Genomic DNA, 18,900 nt, shown 5'->3' on the forward strand with positions numbered 1-18,900 from the left:
GCAGGGCTCAGATCGCCTCGGTGCGTTGCAGCCACAACATGGCGAACCAGCCGGGCAGGACCGGAGCGAAGAACGTGAAGAACCGGTAGACCAACACGGCCGCGACCGCTTGTTCCGACGGCACGCCGATGGCGGTCAGCCCACCGATGTAGGCGACTTCGGCGGCCCCCAGACCACCCGGAGTCGGGGCGACCGCCTGAACGAAACTGCCGAGCAGGTAGACGATCGCCACGGGGGCGAAGGGCACGTCGCCGTAGAAGCACTTGACCGCGGCGACTAGCGCTGCGGTGTAGCTCAGCGTCACGCCGGCGGTTCCGCCCAACAGCCCGACCAGGCGCACCGGACGTTTCGCTACCTCGACGATGCCTTGGGCGGAACGCCGCAGGGCTGGCACGAGGGTCTCGCGCACCACGCGCCGCCCGAACGGCAAAGCGAGGAAAACGGCCGCAAGCACGGCGACCGCACCGGCACCGATACCGATCGTCGCCCACGACGGCAAGCTGATCTGGCTGAGTTCGTCGCTGCCCGCCCACCACACGAACCCGATCAGGATGATCACGTGCGTTGCGAAGGCGGCGATCTGATTGAGGCCGATGGCGGCGACCACCACCGCCGGGTCGATCCCTCGACGCTGCAGGAACCGACCCTGCAACGCAACGCCTCCGAGTTGAGCGGGTGCCGCGATTCCGACGAACGATCCGGCCACCTGCAACGCCACGTTCGGACCCGCCGGCAGCGGCTCGGCGAGCGAACCGCTCAGGCCGAACGCGGCGAAAATATATGACGTTGCGCTGGCCAGCGCGACGGCGAGCACCCAGATGAGGTCGGCGTTCTGCAGCTCCTTCCACACCTCGGGAAATCCGGCGAGTTGCGGGGCCAAGGCGTTGATCGCCAGCACGCCCATGACGAACATGAGGACGTGGCGGGGCTTGATCCGTTCGAGCGGGGCGAGCGCCTGTTGATCGGTGCCGGTTCGTTCCCGGATGAGTTCGGCGATCGACTCCAGGGTTCCCGAATCGATCGTGGCGCGGGTGGACCGGGTGAGGGCCAACGGCTGCAGCCGCGACAGCGAACGCGCCACGACTCCGGGCCCGAGGGCGGCGATGGCAGCATCGACTGTTCGCTCGGGGGAGAACTGCAACGAGGTCCAGGCCAACAGCTCCGCAATGTCGCCGCTGAGCACGCGTTCGTCTCCGGTGAGGTCGGCCACACCGAAGTTGATGACCTGCATTTCGCCATCAGGGCCGACGACGACCGCGTTCTGGTCGAGGCCCCGGTGGGCGATGCGCGCCCAGCGGAGACGCACGAGAAGATTCCAGAGGCCGGTGAGGGCATCGTCTCCGGGTTCGGCCACCTCGGAAAACGGTGTGGTATCGGAATCTCGAAACGCCAGGAGGTAGCCCCCTCCCTCGTCGACCTCGCCGATCGCCTCCAGCGTCGGCGTGGGAACCCCACCGGCTTCTGCCTTCAACGACACCAGGGCCTCATGTTCGGCGAGTTCGCGCAGGCCGGCGAACGGGCGACCGTCTGCGGGATCTCGAAAGCGCACGGCCCGATAGAGGCGGCCCGGCAGCATGGTCTGCCAACCGTCGCGTGCCGCGACGAGCACCCGAAGCGAGATCGCGCCGTTGGTCATCACCTGGTACTCGTGGCGCCCCGACACCGACTTGACGTGTTTCACCCAGGCCACCGACACGCCGAGGCGTGCGAGCGAGGACGCGATGCTCAGTTCCGAGGGTCGTCGGTCGGGAGCTCCGACGATCGCGCCCACCGCCGAGCCGACCACCCAACCGACCGCCACCGCGACGATGAGTTCGCGAAGCCCGGTTTGGCCCGACAGCACCCGCAGCGCCAGCAACACGAACAACCACACGCGCGCCGCCCGGCGCCATCGATGCGACATCCACGGGGAGTCGGCGGCGACGATGGAGGAGAACCCGGCAAGAAAGGCCGCGGTCGGAAAGCTCGCCTCCGCCAGCGCGCCGGTGATCTCGAACCGGGCCACCGACAGGTCCAACAGATCGGTCATGATCCACCGGCCGATGATGGTGCCGGCGGTCGCAGCGCCGAGCGTGCCCGCGAAGCGGCGGAACTGTCGCCGCGCCAGAATCACGCAACCACCGACGAGCGGGGCAAACAGGGCGATCACCTGGACGACGCGCACGATCAGCCGCACGAACCCGTCCGGGAGCCGTTCGGCCTGATGGATCAGGTCGGATTCAGCTCCGGACAACGCTGAGGAACCGAAGTTCACGAACAACACGACAAGCGCGAGGGCGATCAACGAGGCCACAAGCCTCAGAAGATCGACCGGTGAGTACACCACTCGACGATCTCGTCGTCGGGAGCTCGTGAGGCCTGCCATGGCTTGTTCAACCTAATCGGCGCAGCGAGGGCCATCGTGGAGGCACCTCTGACCCGCAAACAAGAACGCGTTACAGTTCGCCCCATGCACATCGCCTTGACCGACGAACAGGCGGCTCTGCGAGACGAACTCGCCGCCTACTACGAACAACTGCTGACCGACGAGATCAGAGATGCGCTCATGGTCGAACACGGCTGTGGCCCTGTCACCCGACAGATGGTCAAGCAGATGGCCGAGGACGGCTGGCTCGGCATCGGCTGGCCGGTCGAATACGGCGGTCAGGGCAAGTCGCAGATGGAGCAGTTCATCTTCTACGACGAGTCGATGCGCTCGGGAGCGCCGGTTCCGATGCTCACGATCAACACCGTCGGGCCGACCATCATGAACTACGGCACCCAGGAACAAAAGGACTTCTTTCTGCCCAAGATCCTCGCCGGCGACCTGCACTTTTCCATCGGCTACTCCGAACCCGAGGCGGGCACCGACCTTGCCAGCCTCCGGACCCGCGCCGAACTCGACGGTGACGAGTGGGTCATCAACGGCCAGAAGATGTGGACCTCGCTGGCCTCTGACGCCGATTACTGCTGGTTGGCGGTGCGCACGGCCCCCGATGCCCCTAAGCACAAGGGCATCTCGATGATCATCGTCGATCTCAAGAACACCCCGGGCATCACCATCGAACCGCTCAACCTGTTGTCGAGCCACGACATCAACGCGGTGTATTACGACAACGTCCGGGTTCCCAAAGAGAACCTCGTCGGCGGGCTCAACAACGGTTGGAGCCTCATCACCAACCAGCTCAACCACGAGCGGGTCACCCTGTGCAGTTCGGGGCTGTTGGAACAGAGCCTCGAGGAGACCATCGACTTCGCGGCGACCAGCATCTTGCCCAACGGCGAGCGGCTGATCGATTCCGAGTGGGTTCAGGTCAACCTCGCGAAGGTCCGTTCCGGCCTCGAGTTCCTGCGGCTCATCAACTGGAAGGTCGCTTCTTCAGCACACCTCGACATCGCCGATGCGTCGACCATCAAGATCTTCGGCACCGAGTTCTATCTCGAGGCGTTCCAACTGTTGATGGAGGTGCTCGGCCCACGCTCGTATCTGCACCGCCACTCGCCGGCCGAGGCGATCAAAGGCCGCCTCGAGATGATGTATCGCTCGCTGGTGATCCTCACCTATGGCGGCGGCACCAACGAGATCCAGCGAGATCTCATCGCCATGTTCGGGCTCGGTCTACCGCGCGCACTTCGCGGCTGACCGCTGGGATTCTCAAAGGACGACCATGAACTTCAACTTCACCGAAGAACAACAGGCCATCGCGGAACTCGCCGATCAGATCATCGGCGATCACTCCGACCCCGCAGCGTTGCGTGAGATCGAACTCGGTAGCGGACCCCGCTTCGACGCCGGACTGTGGTCGGCGCTTGCCGAGGCGGGACTGTTAGGTATTGCCGCCCCCGAATCCGCCGGGGGAGCGGGGCTCGGCCTCGTCGAGGCGGCGCTCGTCATCCGAGCATCGGCGTTGCACGCCGCGGCTGCGCCGGTGTGGGAAACCCTCGGTCTCGGCATCCCGGTGCTCTCGCGATATGTCGACAACGAGGTCGCGGCCGGGTGGCTCGCGAAGGCCGCCTCGGGGGAGGCGATCGTCACCGCGGCGTGGCATGAGGAACTCGGCGAGCCGCTCGACCCGCAACTCGTCACGGCGACTGCCGATGGCCCCGCCTGGTCCCTGCGCGGCACCAAGGTGCTGGTGCCGGCCGGGCTGATCGCGAATGCGGTCATCGTGCCGGCACGCACCGAGTCCGGACCGGCGTTGTTCCTCGTCGATCTGTCGGATCTCGGCGACGCAGAGCGCGTCGAGGTGCGAACCACCGCGGCAACCCCCGATGCCAACCTGCATTTCGCCAACACCGCGGCCACGTTGCTGGCCACCGGCGACGAGGCGATCGCGTGGGCCTATGACCGTGCGGTTGCCACCCAGTGCGCGGCCGCGCTCGGCACGGCCGAATCCGCGCTGCGGATCACGGCGGACTACACCAAGGAACGCAAGCAGTTCGACGTTCCCATCGCCACGTTCCAGGCCGTCGGCCACCGCGCTGCCGACTCCTACATCGATGTCGAGTCGATCCGGCTCACCACCATGCAGGCCTTGTGGCTGCTGGCGGCCGACCGCGACGCCACCATCGAGGTGTCGGCCGCACAGTATTGGGCGGCCCAGTCCGGCCAACGCGTGTCGCTCGCCGCCGCGCACCTCCACGGCGGCGTGGGCGGCGACCGCGACTACCCCTTGCACCGCTATTTCATTTTCGAAAAGCAGTACGAGTTGCATCTCGGCGGGGCAAGCGCGGCGCTTCGCCGATTGGGCCGCGAGATCGCGGCGAGCGCGTAGCTACGGCGTCGTTACTGGGCCTGGCGGTGCTCGAAGTTGGGTTGACGCTGAGGAAGCGTCACGACCATTCGAGCACCGCCGGGCTCGTTGTCGTCGACACCGACGGTGCCGTGATGGCGTTCGACGATGCCCGACACGATGGCCAGGCCGAGCCCGGAGCCGCCCGAGCGACGTGAGCGGTCGAGCCGCTGAAAGCGTTCGAACACTCGGCTGGCCTCGTCGGGCGGGATGCCCGGGCCGTGATCGGCCACGACGATCTCAACATTGGCGGGCCGCCCATGGGCCGCCGGGTATTGCCTCGCAGCGACCGCGTACGGAGCTGCGCCGTGGCGAAACGCGTTCTCCAACAGGTTGGTCACAACCCGTGAGATCAGCAGCGGATCGACCTCGAAGTGGATGTCGTCAGGACTGACCGATACCTCGACCTCGAGGTCCTCATCGTCCGCGTGGTGCCACCGGAACTCGTTCACCGCCGACTCGATGAGGTCGGCGACCAGGGCCGACTCGAGGTGCAGCACCATCTCGCCCGAATCGAGGCGGGAAAGGTTCATCAACTGTTCGACCAGGGAGGAGAGTCGTTGCACCTGCTGGTACATGGTGTCGACGAACTTCGGGTCGGGCTCGCTGACTCCGTCGGCGAGATTCTCGATCATCGCCTGCAAGGCCGCGATCGGGGTCCGAAGCTCGTGGGAGGCGTTGGCGACCAGGTCGCGACGTTGACGATCGACCTCGGCGAGCTCAGCAGACATCTCGTTGAAGGCCGCCGCGAGCCGGCCGACCTCGTCGCGCGAGCTTGCACTGACGCGCCTCGAGTAGTCACCGTCGGCCATCTGGCGTGCGGCGACCGCCATTTCACGCAAAGGCGTCGTAATGCCGCCGGAAACCAGGCGCATCGTTGCCAGGCCGACCAGGACCGACACGGCGATACGGGCCCAGAACGGAAACCCGAGCCGCCATCCGAAGGTGCCAAGTCCAACGGCGATGATGACCGCTCCGGCGACGAGGATCGACAGTTTCGTGCGGATCGACCCGATTCGGTCGAGGGGACGCCAGCGGGCGAACCAACTCGCCGGCTCCGAGTCGCCGGAACCCGGAACGATCGATGCGTTCACGTCACGTCGCCGATGGCGTAGCCGACCGCATGCACCGTTCGGATGATGTCGTCGCCGAGCTTTCGGCGCACCGATCGAACGTGGGAATCGACGGTGCGGGCGCCGTAGTCGCCGTCGTAGCCCCAGACCTTGGCGAGGAGATCCTCGCGGCTCAGCACTGCGCCGCCTTGGTGCGCGAGGCAGACAACGAGATCGAACTCGAGCGGGGTGAGGTGGACGATGTCGTCGCCTCTGCGAACGAGGCGAGTGGCGATCTCGATAGTGATGGCGCCGAGCTCGATGGTCTCGTCGGAGGTGGCGGGCGGGGTGTCGACACGACGCAGCACCGCTCGGACGCGGGCGACAAGTTCACGGGGACTGAAGGGCTTGGTGATGTAGTCGTCGGCGCCGACGTCGAGGCCGAGCAACATATCTGTCTCGTCGTCTTTCGCCGTCAGCATGACCACCGGAAGCCTGCGACCTTCTTGGACGCGTCGACAGACCTCGATGCCGTCGAGGCCGGGCAACATGAGATCGAGGACCACGAGATGCGGGTCGAACTCGGCCACCAGATCGAGTGCCGCGAGTCCGTCGCTTGCGGTTGCGACCTCATAGCCCTCGTTGCGGAGCCGCAGTGCCACCGCCTCTGCAATTGCCTGTTCGTCGTCGACCACCACTATTCGTTGCGCCATGACGCCAACGGTAACGATCCCGGGCACCTCCCGGGGTGTCCCCGGCGCATCGCCACAGCTTCTTCACAGGCTCGGCGAGGCCAGATATCGGCGTTGTGGCGATACGGTGATCGGATGCGATACGGCGTGCGCAGCAGGAAAACCCTCGGGGCGTTCGTGCTGTGCGGCGCCATCCTCGGCACTGCGTTGGCCGGATGTGGGGGAGAGGGGAGCGGCGCCGACGCGAAGAGTGCTGCGGGTGCTGCGGGTGCAGTGTCGACCACGGCTGAGGTGTCGACAACAGTCGACGTGACCTCGACGACGGTCGAGGTGACCTCGGACGCTGTGGGATCGGACGGGATGGCTTCGGACGAGGTGGCTTCGACGACGACCCTTGACCCGCGCAGCGCTGTCGACGAGTCCGCCCCCGACAGCGCTACCGCTGGCGATGTCAGGGAGTTTGGCGGCACCCCGCCGGCTGGGCCCGATGCGCTGGGCGAACTCGGCGCGCTGGGCGCACTCGCCGACGGTACCTATTTTGGTTACGTCACCGCTGTCGACCTGAGGCGATCGACAATCGACTTCGATGCGGCCCAACTGCTGAGCGGCGTCGCTGCCATCGAGCAGGCGCTCGCTGATGGCGCCGTTTCCGCTGACGACCCGACACCGCCCGGCGGGCTGTACGTGGTCAACAAGTCATTGGCGGTACGGACGCTTCGCGCTGCGCCCGGGCTTGTCGTCGAGTTGCTCGCCGGCCCGAGTTCTGCCGAATTGGTCTCAGCCTCTCTCGTTCGTCTGGAGAATTTCGTCGGGCTGTCGACGACCGTCCCCGACGCTCGCGGGGTGACCGTCCAGGTGGTGGTCGCCAACGGTCAGGCCTCGAGAATCGTCCAGCATTACCTCCCGACCCAGTAGGCGCGTGGTACGTTTCGTCACTGTGACGAAACAAAGCGGGAGCGTGAGCCCCACCGAGAAGCGGGGCGACGACAAACCCACTCGGTGCGCCTGGTGTTCGCGAGCGTTGCCGACACGTTCACCTCAAGCCATTGGCCGGCGAGCGATCTATTGCCGTCGAAGCTGCCGCCAGCGTGCGTACGAGGCCCGGCGTCGCTCCGCAGAACTCGGAATCGGCGATGATGACCTGGTCATCGCGAGAAATGAACTCGACGACGCCAACGACCGATTGTTCGAAATCCGCCTGTTGGCGGCCGACGCCCGGCGGGATCTCGATGACCGACTCGCAGCGACACGCGTACTGAGCCGCCTCCTCGACGGAATCGACGCCGTGATCGCCACCAACTGACGGGCTGCACGCTCTTCTGCTTCGCGGCACCACCGCCGTAAATACCCATTATGTCAAGTCGTCGTTTGGGTGGCGGATTCCACGGCGGAGCGATTCACGATGACCCAATGAGCTCCCCTGCCGGTTCCGCGGAGCTCAACCGCCCCGCGATGACGCGCTTCGTCCAGCGCTGACCGAACGGTGCCTCGCGGCACCCCGCCAACTCCTGAATCGCATCACCAAACTTGAACGCTGTCGGAGCTCGCGTCCTGAGCCACACGAACACCAAGTCACGGTCCTCCCCCACCGATGTGGCCTCCAGCCGAGTCTCAACGATTGCGTAGGAGTCTGCGACGGTCACACCTTCGCAGAGAACGGCTGCCCGATCGTCACAACGTGTACGCGCTTCGACGCCGACAACGATAAGGAGCTCTCCCCACTCATGAGTACTGCAAACACCGGGGCTGCTCCAAGAAGGGCGTTAGACATCTGACGAACCTGAGCACGGTGTTTGAGCCGGCCGTCGAACCCGCCAAACGTCAGGTGCTCGTCCCGACCATCCGCCGAGCGATCGTCAGCGGCGACTGCAGGTCGCAGTCGCCGCTCAATCAGTCGGCAGTCGACTCCGAACGACGTGGCATACCCACCAGGTGGGCGAGCGCCGGACGACCGGCGAGCGGTGTCTCGGCCTCGCTTGAGTGTGCCGCACTCGCGCCCGCACCCGCAGCAGCCGGCGAACCGGAGCCCGGCACCTGACGCCGGTCGCCCTCGGTTCGTACCACCGTGCGACGGTCGTGGCCATGGGTCGGGGCTCCCGGCTCCGAACCCGGGGCGGAAATCAGGCTGCCCTGGGCGCGTCGTTCCACCTCGCTCACCGCGGTTCCCACAAGCTGTCGCAGGTTCACACCAAGCGGCACCCGATCCATCGGACCGGGCAACCCCAACAGGTACCCCTGCGCGGTCGGAATCCCCAGTTTCGCCAGGAACTCCAGCTGCTTGCCCGACGCAACCCCCTGGGCGACAACTTCGATGCGCAACTGCCGCGCCAGGTCGGACAACGACTTCACCATCCACGCACTCGGGGGCATCGACTCGTTCACCTGCGCCACCAGACCCGAATTCAATTTGACCCGGCTCACCGGCAGGTCCCGAAGGTGCCCAAGTGGCGCATCCTTCGCACCGAACTCATCGAGCGCAATGCCGTATCCTGCGGCTCGGATTTCCGAAAGCACGCTGCTCAGACGCCGCGGGTCGTTGAAGTCCTCGACGTTGGTCAACTCGATACCCACCTGTTCCGGGTCGAGCCCAAGGCGGGCGAGTTGCCCCAACAGCCACTCCGCACCCCGCGGACGCATCAGATCCGCCGGCGACACGTTGAACCACAGGCGACACGCCAGGTCCTTGACCCGATCCACATCCGCAGCGACCGCCGTGATCACATGTTCGAACAGCTCGTCGGTGCGGCCGATCCACTCGACGATGCTCAGCCAACCATCGGCCTGCAGCAGCGTGCCCTGCTCGTCCACCATCCGGGCAAAGACCTCGACGCCGATGCAGCGACCGTCACGCAGCGACACCTGCGGCTGATACACGGCCCGGACACGGCCGTGATCGAGTTCTGCACGGATGAAGTCCACGAAGTCCGCGGCGTCGGACTTGAAGGTGCTGGCCTGCCCACGTCCGGTTCGCTTCGCCTGATAGAGCGCCAGGTCGGCGTCGATCAACAGGTCGTGAAACGAGCCATTGCCTCGCGCCACACCGATACTCGCACCGACGGTCAGATCGAGACCGCCGACCTCATAATGGATGAGCGAATCGACCAGGCGTCCCGAAATCCGCTCAAGGTCGTCGACGTCCTGGGGCGGCAACACCACCACGAACTCGTCGCCACCGATGCGTGAAGCGAGCCCGCCGTAGTTGGTGGCGACCTCGGAGAGCCGGCTCGCTGCAATCTGCAACACCCGGTCACCGACGGCGTGGCCATAGGTGTCGTTCACCGGCTTGAAGTGATCGAGGTCGATGTGCATCAAGACGATCTCGTCGCACTCCTCGGCGTGGTCCTGCACCCACGACTCAAGCATCGCCCGGTTCGCCAAACCGGTCAGCACGTCGGTCGACGCCGAGGTGCGCAGGTCCTCATCGGCCTGACGGTTCCGGTTCTGACGAAGCGAGATCACCACCGTCGCAGAAAAGGCCAGGGCGATCCCGCTGTAGAGGTACCGCAGCGCGGTTCCTCGTTGCGCCTCGGCACGGCTGTTGAGATCGCCGGACAACGACGCGCCCGCGCTTTGGGCCAGAATCGTCAACGAGGAGCCCGAACGGTCGATGGCGTCGAGCAACGGACCCGTGGCAATTGCCGAACCACCGGCCCCCGCAGTTCCGGACAGCATCTGATCCAGACCATCGTTCAACAACTTCACTTCACCCGAGGTGCGCCAGGCCTCGTACTCGGCGGCGAACGCGTCAGGAGCCGGCACCGAATCGAAGTCCCAGGCGAACAGGCTGTCATCGGCGACCATCGCCAGCGGCGTCGCCACCGTGGCGGGCACCTCGGGCGAGACCTCGGTGCCTGCCGGCAGCGTCCGAAGCGAACCCGCAACGACCAACAGTCGCGAAAGCTCCACGATGAGCGCATCGGGAAACGCCTCGTCTCCCACCAGCGACGACTGGCGGCTGGCGGTCGCGATCTGCGCCGCCGCCAGTGCGGTCGCGATGTTCAGCGAGTTGGGGGTGGGATCCGTCGTCGGAATCGCCGCGCCGATCGCCTCGGTCACCGAGATCGCCCGTTTCAGCCGGGTGTCCTTCGTCGGGATCGCCTCAAGCTGGTCCTCGATCGCTGAGCGCCGCTGTGCGAACGCACTCGCCGCCTCCACCGAGGCCTCGGGCGAGACGGCATCTCGCTGGAGCAGATCCATCGCCCGCACCAGATCGAGCCGGGCTTTCGACACGGCGAGCCAGCCCGAATCGGTGTCGCTCACCCCCGCCCGATACAACGACACCGTGCCGATCGACCCAGCGATGACGCTCACGATGAACAACGACGCGATCAGCCAGCGCGCTCGTGGGTCCGAGGCCCAGCGCGTACGGCGCGAAAGCCGCCCAAGTTGTCGGGACAAGAAGTAATCGGTCGCCACGCCTACAAGATCGGCACGTTGCGGGTGCGACCTGAGGAATCGGGCAATCATTCACACAGGCACCGACGACGCGCGACATGATGTGAGCAATCGTTCTCCAAGGAGTCCACATGTCTCAAGTCATCACCCCCGCACTCATCGGCGGTGAATCCATCGTCGGATCCGACACCATGGAGGTCCGCTCCCCCTTCGACGGCCGCCTCATCGGCACCGTGCCGCGCCTCGAAATCACCCACATCGACGACGCCGTCGCCGTGGCCAAAAGCCTGCACCGGCAAGGCCCGCTGCCCGCCCACGAACGCGCCGCGATCCTCGACCGGGCCGCGGTCCTGCTCAACGAACGCCTCGACGAGTTCGCGAACAGCATCTCCTGCGAGGCCGCCAAGCCGATCACCACCGCACGCATCGAGGCCACCCGGGCGCTCGACACGCTTCGGTTCTCCGCCGCCGCCGCCCGCACGTTCAGCGGCGAAACCATCCCGATGGATGCATCGTCGGCCGGGGCCGGCAAAATCGGCTGGGTCAAACGCGTGCCGATCGGGGTCGTCGCTGCCATCAGCCCGTTCAACTTCCCGCTCAATCTCGTGTGCCACAAGATCGCACCGGCCGTCGCCGCAGGCGCCCCGGTCGTGTTGAAGCCCGCATCGGCCACCCCACTCACCGCCCTTCGAATCGCGCGCCTCTTCGAAGAAGCCGGCCTTCCCCCAGGCTGGCTCAACGTCGTGACGGTTCCCGGCCGCACCGCCGACCACCTCGTCACCCACGACGACGTCGCGATGATCACCTTCACCGGCTCGCCCGATGTGGGGTGGGGCATCCGGTCCCGCGCAGCCAGAAAGCGGGTGAACCTCGAACTCGGCAACAACGCACCGATCATCATCGAACCCGACGCCAACCTCGCCAACGCCGCCACGAAGATCGTGGCCGGCGGCTTCGGCTACTCGGGCCAAACCTGCATCTCGGTGCAGCGTGTCTATGCCCACCGCGACATCCACGACGAACTGCTCGACGCGGTCGTTGCGGCCACCGACAAGCTCGGCGTGGGCGACCCGGCCGACCCCGACACCGTGGTCAGCGCGCTCATCAACCCCGGCGAAACCGACCGGGTGCACAGCTGGATCGGCGAGGCCGTCGACGCCGGAGCGACGCTCGCCACCGGCGGCACACTCAACGACGGCGTGCTTGCACCGACGGTGCTCACCGGCGTCACCGCCGATATGGCGGTCAGCCACGACGAGGTCTTCGGCCCCGTCATCGGCTTCGCCGACTACACCGACTACGAGGACGCCCTGCGCCGAGCCAACGACACCCGCTACGGCTTGCAGGCTGCGGTCTACACCGCCGATCTTGCCAAGGCCATGCGCGCCGCGGAGGTACTGGACTTCGGCGGAGTGCTCATCAACGAGATGCCGTCGTTTCGCACCGACCAGCAGCCCTACGGGGGCGTGCGCGACTCCGGCAACACCCGCGAGGGCCCGGCGTTCGCCATCGAGGAGATGACCGAGCGTCGGCTCATCATCATCCAACCCTGACCGCTTCAGATGCGCTGGTCAGTTCGCCATCAGGTCGTCGGGGTACAGCGCCAGCGATGACAGCGGCCCGCGCTGACGGCGCAGAACGCGACGCCACAATCCCTCGGGGTCGCCGCCGAACACGTCGTCGCATCCGAGCGGGTCGCGAACCAACGGCAACACGAACCACGACTCGCCCGCCAACTCGGCTTCGAGCTGACCTGGCGACCACCCGGCGTATCCGACAAAGAACCGCATCTGCGGCGGCGCCGAAACTGCCCCGGCCTTCAACGCTTCGATGTCGAGAAGCGTCGGCTGGCTGTAACCATCGCTTCCGAGCGCCAGCACCGCATTGGTCTCGACCGGCCCACCTTCGTAAAACACCGACGGTGGTGTGACCGCACACGACAGCTCAAGGTGCTCGGCGACATCGAGCATTCTCGGCCGGTTGAGCACGACGCCACAGGCTCCGTTCTCATCGTGTTCCAACAGATACACGACGCTGCGGCGAAAGTTCGGATCATCGAGTTCCGGATGCGCCAACAACAGCGAAAGGGCGTGAAATGCGGTCACAGATCGAGTGTAGAGCAGCGCTCAGTCGTCGGTACGCCCGTAATCATCGGACAAACGGATGATGTCGTCCTCACCGAAGTAGTCGCCATACTGCACCTCGATGATGACGAGCGGTTCATCGCCCTGGTTCTCGAGGCGATGCGCAACGCCTTGGGGCACATCGGCATAGTGACCCGGCCCCACCTGAAACACCACACCGTCCAACGTCACGGTCGCGTCGCCGGTGATGACGAACCAGTGCTCCGAACGATGCGAATGACGTTGATAACTCAGCCGCTGGCCGGGAGCGACGGTGATCGACTTCACCTTGTGGTCGGGCTCGTCGGACAACACCGTGTAGGAACCCCACGGGCGATCCTCGTACATCGGCGAGTTGGAGTGGTTGGATCGGACCTCGCCGTTCATCGAGTTGACCACCAGCTTCGGAAACCCAACTTCCGGAGTTGCCTCGTCGATTCGCATCGATTCACTCACCGTTACACCTCCATCTGCGACCGGTCATCGCACAGCACCGAATCGCAAGCGATTCAACGTGATCCTGCCGACCGCAGGCACTTAGCGCACAAGTGTACGGGAATCAGGTGGCACCAATGCGAACTCGGCCGATCAGAACTTGCGGTAGTTGGGCGCCTGTTCGGTGATCGTGATGTCGTGGGGATGCGCCTCGCGAAGCCCCGCGGAGGTCATGCGGATGAACTCGGCGTTGTGCAGTTCGGCGATCGTCGGCGCCCCCACATAACCCATGGCCTGCTGCAGACCACCGACGAGTTGATGAACGATCCCCGACACCGTCCCGACATACGCAACACGGCCTTCGATCCCCTCCGGCACCAGCTTTTCCGCGTCGACGACATGCTCCTGGAAATACCGGTCCTTCGAAAACGACCGCGCCTTCATCGCCCCGAGACTGCCCATACCCCGATAGATCTTGTAGCGCTCCCCCTGGTACAACACCGTTTCGCCGGGGCTTTCGTCGGTGCCGGCGAGCAGCGACCCGAACATGCAGGTGTCGGCCCCCGCCGCCAGCGCCTTGGCCACGTCGCCGGAGAACTGAATACCGCCATCCGCGATCACCGTACGACCGCGAGCGCTCGCCACCCGGGCACAGTCGAACACCGCACTGATCTGAGGCACACCGATGCCGGCGACCACCCGGGTCGTGCAGATCGAGCCCGGACCGATCCCGACCTTGATGGCGTCGGCCCCCGCATCGATGAGCGCCTCGGCTGCAGCCGCCGTTGCGACGTTGCCGGCCACGAGCGGACCATCCCAGCGGCGGCGCATCTCGCGCACCGTGTCCGCAACCGAGGTCGCATGGCCGTGCGCAGTGTCGATGACGAGCGCGTCGACACCGGCGTCGATGAGCGCCTTGGCCCGTTCGAACACATCCGCGCCGGTACCGACCGCGGCCGCAACCCGCAAGCGCCCCTCGGAGTCCTTGGTGGCGTTCGGGAACTCGACGCGCTTTTGGAGGTCTTTGATCGTGATCAACCCGCGCAACGTGCCGTCGGCGTCGACCACCGGCAGCTTTTCGACCTTGATGTGGCGAAACATCTCCTGGGCTTCATCGAGGGTCGTGCCGACCGGAGCGGTGTGCAGATTCTCCGAGGTCATCACCTCGGAGATCGGCCGCGCATAGTTCGTTTCGAATCGCAGGTCTCTGTTGGTCAGGATTCCAACGAGCTTGTTGTCCTCGTTCGTGATCGGCACACCCGAAATCGAAAAACGTGCCATCAGATCGAGGGCGGCCTGAACCGGTAGATGTGGCTGCAGCGTCACCGGGTCGGTGATCATCCCCGACTCGGAACGCTTCACCCGATCGACATGGGCGGCCTGTTCCTCGGGCGAAAGATTGCGGTGCAACACCCCGATGCCACCGAGACGGGCCAAGGCAATCGCCATGCGCGCCTCGGTGACGGTGTCCATCGCGGCGCTGACGATCGGCAGCGCCAACTCGATATCGGGGGTGAACATCGTCGAGGTGTCGGCCTCGTGGGGCAACACGTCACTGTGCGCCGGCAACAACAACACGTCGTCGAAGGTCAGGCCGATCCGGCCGAATCGTGCAGAGAATGCGGCGTCGCCGCCGAGATCGTCGTCGGAAACAGGTGCCATACGTAACGATACCCCTCAGCGAGGGGCACCGTTCACACAGGATTTCCGCGGTGCTGGCGGAGCCACCGCCGCCGGGTCAGTGCTGAGGCGGGACCGAACCCGGGGGAATCTGCCGTGGACCACCGGGGTCGGACGCACCGGACGGGTTCAGGTTCGAATCCCGAAACATCTCGCCGAGACTGCCCAACAGGCTCAGCCCCGAACTGAGATCGGCCGGCAGGAAGATCTTGGTCGCCCGACCGTTCGACATCTTCGCGAGCGTGTCGAGGTAGCGAATCGCCAACAGATCGTTGGTGGGGTTCCCCTCATGGATCGCGTTGTAGATCGCCCGAATCGCGTCGGCCTCGCCGTCGGCCTCGGCGATCTGCTTGTACCGCTCGGCATCCGCGAGTTCCTTGATCGCCGTCGCCTGACCCTCGGCTTCGAGCCGCTGCTGTTCACGCACGGCCTCGGCCCGCAAAATCGCGGCCTGACGCTCACCCTCCGCCCGGGTGATCTGGGCCTGACGCTCACCCTCGGCGGTGGTGACGGTGGCACGACGCGTACGTTCGGCCTTCATCTGCTCGTGCATCGCGCTCATCACGTCGACCGGCGGATCGATGCGCTGGATTTCCACGCGCTTGACCCGCACACCCCAGGTGTCGGTGGCGTCGTCGAGGATCGATCGCAGGCTCATGTTGATCGAATCACGCGAGGTGAGCGCCTGGTCGAGTTGCAGGTCACCGATCAGGTTTCGAAGGTTCGTCTGCGCCAGCTTCGTCACCGCCAGGATGAAATTGGCGACGTTGTAGATGAGCCGCTGAGGGTCGGTGGGTTCGTAGTAGACCACCGCGTCCACACTCACCACCACGTTGTCAGCGGTGATCACCTCCTGTGGCGGAACGTCGATGACCTGCTCACGCATATCGACGTAGCGCAACTTGTCGATGAACGGATAGATGATCCGCATGCCGGGTTCGACGGTGCCGTGGTATCGACCGAGCCGCTCGACCACGCCGCGTTGGTATGGCCGAACGATCTTGATCGTCGAGACGAGAAAGACCAGCAGCAGTCCGGCGAGTACGAGGATGACGACAGCGGTAACCATCGAGGCCCTTTCGGTTGGTGGCGGATGTGGTGACGAACGGGTTGGCTACGGACGGATGTGATGGACCGGGCTACGAGCGGGCAACGGGCTCAAGTGCGTTCGGCGACGACCACACCGGTGCCCTCGACGGAAGTGACGGTGACGTGGGTGCCGATGTCGAAACGACGACCGTCGCCACTCGTCGCCCGCCACGTCTCTCGCCCGACCCGCACCATGCCGACCCCGGTCGGACCCTCTTCGATCGTTTCGAGTACGACCGCTTCCTGGTTCAGCAACCGACCGGCGCCAACCCCGACGTGTTGTGGTGCCCGGTCCAGCCGCCGACGAAGGGGAAGGAACGCGAATGACGTCACGATGGCGACCAGCAGGAACATCAACCACTGCCACTCGACGTCGACGCCGGCGAACGCGATGGTCGCCGCCACCCCGGTGCCCAACGCGAATGGCAACAACACCAGCGCTCCGGCCGTCAACAGCTCGCCGCCGAGGAACACCGCCGTGGCGATCAGCCACACCCAGCGCATCGTCTCCGGATCGTCCATGCCGAGAGGCTACCGGAACATCGGCTGTTTCGGCTTGGAGTTTCGGCTCGGCCGCTTCGGCTGGAGTTCGGGTGCGACGTCAGGATCGCGGGATGCTGGAACCGCTTCCGGCGGCGTCGAGCAGTCGAGCGACGCTCGGAATCGACAGCCCGATGACGCCGCTTCGGTGTTCCCCCTCGACCCGATCCAACAGGTCGGCATCGTCTTCGATCCGGTACGAGCCGGCGCAATCGAGCGGCTCGAAACGATCGACGTACTCGCAGGCCTCCCCCACGGTGTACGAGCGCATAGTCACGTGATGAACATCGATCTCGCTCCAACGCTCACCGTCTGAGGCGTCGACCAGGACGAACGCGTTCATCAGCCGGTGGGTTCGGCCCGACATCTCCATCAGTTGGGCCACGGCCCGCTCGGCCGACCCCGGCTTGTGCAACAACGTGGGTCGGTCGTCGCCGCCGAGCACCGCGATCTGGTCGCACCCCAACACGAGATGGCGTTGTGACAGCTCCGGTCCATCCCCCATCAGACGTCGGGCGACCGCCTCGGCCTTCGCCGTGGCCAACTCCATCACGTAGCGCTGCGGGCCCCACGACTCGAACCGGTCGTCGAAGGCCCGCTCGTCGATTTCGGGGGCTTCGACGTCAAAGGAGTATCCCGCCGAGGCCAACACCTCGGCTCGATAGCGACTCGTCGACGCCAGCACCAAGCGATCGGCCATGACCCCAGTCTGGCCGGTCGTGTCAGCCCGCAGCGCCACGGCGGCGGCACCGCCATCGCCACACGCTCGGCACGACCGCGCTGGCGGCAGTACCGTGCACACCGCCCTCAACCGAACCGACGGAAGGTCAACGATGAAGCTTCACCTCGATGCCGCAACCACCGCGATCGTCACCATGGAATGCCAACGCGGGGTCATCGGCGACCTGTCGACCTTTCCGGCGCTCGCCACCTCGGTTCGCGACAGCGGGGCCCTCGACGCCATGGCCGCGATCGTGGCCGCAGGCCGCGAGTGCGACGCCACCGTCGTGCACGCGCTCGCGGTCTTTCGGGCCGATCGCGGTGGATCGTTCACCAACGCCCCACTGCTGCGCTACACCGCGACCATTCCCGGACAGCTCGAAGTCGGAACTCCCGCCGCCGAACTCGTGGCCGAACTGGGGCCCGAACCGAGCGACCTGGTGTCCGCACGGCACCACGGGGTGAGCCCGTTCACCGGCACCGACCTCGACGCACTCCTGCGCAGCCGCGGTGTACGCACCGTCGTTCCCGTCGGCGTGTCGCTCAATGTCGGCATGCTCGGGCTCTGCATCGAGGCGGTCAACCTCGGCTACGAGGTCGTCTTGGCAACCGACGCGACCGCCGCCCTGCCCGCCAGCTACGCCGACGCGGTCCTCACCAACACCTTCAGCCAGTTGGCGACCCTGTGCGAGGCACAAGCGGTGATCGCCGCGTTCAACGAGACGCCAACCACCCCGTGAGCACCCCCAACATCTCCTCGCCGATCGCGTGGCCCCCCACCACCGTTACGTAGCGAACCTCCTCGACGTCGCGAGCCGACCGGATCTCATCGACGAGGGCTTCCATGAGAAACGGCGGAACCACCTCGTCATCGTCGGGGTGCACGATCAACACCGACCTCGCCCCCACCGAACGCAGGTCGAGTTCATGGTCGACCCGCTCCGGCACGAATCCTGCCAACACGAACAATCCCCCGAGGGGTTGCTCCCCGCGCGCTCCCCGATCGATCGCCGTCGCGATGGCCACCGCGCCGCCTTGGGAGAACCCACCGAGCACGATCGCGCCCGGGTCGACCCCGGCGTCGTGCACCAGCGAAGCGATCACCGATCGAACCGATTCGACCGAGGCCTCCAGCGACTCGGGTTCAACCCCGCGGGGTCCGGTGTCGAACCACGACAACCCGCCGTCGACGGCGATCGACGCATTCGGCGTCACTCGAACCCAACCATCATCGGCCTGTTCGCGAAGCACGGCGGGCAGCTGCGAGGCGCCCGATCCGTGTCCGTGCAACATGATCAGTACGTGTCCGGACTGAGGAATCGGCGGTGCCACCGTGCGACGTCTCCTGAGCATTGGGCGCCCTGATGGGGCGTTCGACCTGTTGACCAAGAACATAGGTTCA

The 18,900-nt window shown here is 65.7% G+C and carries 17 protein-coding genes; 6 read left to right on the forward strand and 11 right to left on the reverse strand.

From position 1 onward, the window contains the following. Positions 1-7 precede the first annotated feature (7 nt). Positions 8-2,323, reverse strand: coding sequence for a flippase-like domain-containing protein (locus M9952_08315; protein MCO5312922.1), 2,316 nt, complete (start codon positions 2,321-2,323; stop codon positions 8-10). A gap of 126 nt (positions 2,324-2,449) precedes the next feature. Between M9952_08315 and M9952_08320 the strand changes: the two genes are divergently transcribed. Both M9952_08320 and M9952_08325 read left to right on the forward strand, forming a co-directional pair. Beyond that, positions 2,450-3,622: an acyl-CoA dehydrogenase family protein gene (locus M9952_08320; protein ID MCO5312923.1), complete on the forward strand. Its 1,173-nt coding sequence runs from the start codon at positions 2,450-2,452 to the stop codon at positions 3,620-3,622. A 25-nt stretch (positions 3,623-3,647) separates the two neighbouring features. Beyond that, a complete protein-coding gene (locus M9952_08325) occupies positions 3,648-4,754 on the forward strand; it encodes an acyl-CoA/acyl-ACP dehydrogenase (protein MCO5312924.1) in 1,107 nt (368 codons plus the stop codon). Positions 4,755-4,765: 11 nt separating this feature from the next. Here M9952_08325 and M9952_08330 read toward each other — a convergent pair whose 3' ends face one another. Then, positions 4,766-5,866, reverse strand: coding sequence for an ATP-binding protein (locus M9952_08330; protein ID MCO5312925.1), 1,101 nt, complete (start codon positions 5,864-5,866; stop codon positions 4,766-4,768). Continuing rightward, positions 5,863-6,537, reverse strand: a complete 675-nt coding sequence (locus tag M9952_08335) for a response regulator transcription factor (GenBank protein MCO5312926.1) — start codon at positions 6,535-6,537, stop codon at positions 5,863-5,865. The genes M9952_08330 and M9952_08335 overlap by 4 nt, the downstream gene beginning before the upstream one ends. Positions 6,538-6,651: 114 nt before the next feature. On the opposite strand from M9952_08335, the gene M9952_08340 reads away from it, so the two are divergent. Together M9952_08340 and M9952_08345 are read left to right on the forward strand one after the other, a co-directional pair. Next, entirely contained in the window at positions 6,652-7,431 is a 780-nt protein-coding gene (locus M9952_08340) for a hypothetical protein (GenBank protein MCO5312927.1), read from the forward strand. Between the two features lie 43 nt (positions 7,432-7,474). Further along, the gene (locus tag M9952_08345) at positions 7,475-7,819 is read left to right on the forward strand and encodes a hypothetical protein (GenBank protein MCO5312928.1); all 345 of its coding nucleotides are present in this window, start codon (positions 7,475-7,477) and stop codon (positions 7,817-7,819) included. 587 nt (positions 7,820-8,406) lie between these two features. On the opposite strand, the gene M9952_08350 is transcribed toward M9952_08345, so the two are convergent. After that, positions 8,407-10,932: an EAL domain-containing protein gene (locus M9952_08350; GenBank protein ID MCO5312929.1), complete on the reverse strand. Its 2,526-nt coding sequence runs from the start codon at positions 10,930-10,932 to the stop codon at positions 8,407-8,409. 110 nt (positions 10,933-11,042) lie between these two features. Here M9952_08350 and M9952_08355 point away from each other — a divergent pair, with 110 nt between their 5' ends. Then, positions 11,043-12,464, forward strand: a complete 1,422-nt coding sequence (locus M9952_08355; GenBank protein MCO5312930.1) for an aldehyde dehydrogenase family protein — start codon at positions 11,043-11,045, stop codon at positions 12,462-12,464. Between the two features lie 18 nt (positions 12,465-12,482). Here the strand turns inward: M9952_08355 and M9952_08360 are convergent, their stop codons facing one another. The 6 genes from M9952_08360 to M9952_08385 all read right to left on the reverse strand — a co-directional run bounded on the left by M9952_08360 (position 12,483) and on the right by M9952_08385 (position 17,478). Further along, positions 12,483-13,016: a YqgE/AlgH family protein gene (locus tag M9952_08360; GenBank protein ID MCO5312931.1), complete on the reverse strand. Its 534-nt coding sequence runs from the start codon at positions 13,014-13,016 to the stop codon at positions 12,483-12,485. Between the two features lie 21 nt (positions 13,017-13,037). Beyond that, positions 13,038-13,490 carry a phosphomannose isomerase type II C-terminal cupin domain gene (locus M9952_08365; protein ID MCO5312932.1) on the reverse strand — a complete coding sequence of 151 codons (453 nt, stop codon included), beginning with the start codon at positions 13,488-13,490 and terminating at the stop codon, positions 13,038-13,040. A 132-nt stretch (positions 13,491-13,622) separates the two neighbouring features. Then, positions 13,623-15,131, reverse strand: a complete 1,509-nt coding sequence (gene guaB, locus M9952_08370; GenBank protein ID MCO5312933.1) for an IMP dehydrogenase — start codon at positions 15,129-15,131, stop codon at positions 13,623-13,625. 76 nt (positions 15,132-15,207) lie between these two features. Beyond that, entirely contained in the window at positions 15,208-16,218 is a 1,011-nt protein-coding gene (locus M9952_08375; GenBank protein MCO5312934.1) for an SPFH/Band 7/PHB domain protein, read from the reverse strand. An 89-nt stretch (positions 16,219-16,307) separates the two neighbouring features. Continuing rightward, entirely contained in the window at positions 16,308-16,760 is a 453-nt protein-coding gene (locus tag M9952_08380; GenBank protein ID MCO5312935.1) for an NfeD family protein, read from the reverse strand. Positions 16,761-16,839: 79 nt separating this feature from the next. Then, positions 16,840-17,478, reverse strand: a complete 639-nt coding sequence (locus tag M9952_08385; GenBank protein MCO5312936.1) for a Maf family protein — start codon at positions 17,476-17,478, stop codon at positions 16,840-16,842. A 133-nt stretch (positions 17,479-17,611) separates the two neighbouring features. On the opposite strand from M9952_08385, the gene M9952_08390 reads away from it, so the two are divergent. Continuing rightward, positions 17,612-18,238: a cysteine hydrolase gene (locus M9952_08390; protein ID MCO5312937.1), complete on the forward strand. Its 627-nt coding sequence runs from the start codon at positions 17,612-17,614 to the stop codon at positions 18,236-18,238. On the opposite strand, the gene M9952_08395 is transcribed toward M9952_08390, so the two are convergent. Next, positions 18,213-18,830, reverse strand: a complete 618-nt coding sequence (locus tag M9952_08395; GenBank protein ID MCO5312938.1) for a hypothetical protein — start codon at positions 18,828-18,830, stop codon at positions 18,213-18,215. The two genes, M9952_08390 and M9952_08395, sit on opposite strands and share 26 nt — an antisense overlap. Positions 18,831-18,900 lie beyond the last annotated feature (70 nt).

The organism is Microthrixaceae bacterium (assembly GCA_023957975.1).
Taxonomy (GTDB): domain Bacteria; phylum Actinomycetota; class Acidimicrobiia; order Acidimicrobiales; family Microtrichaceae; genus JAMLGM01.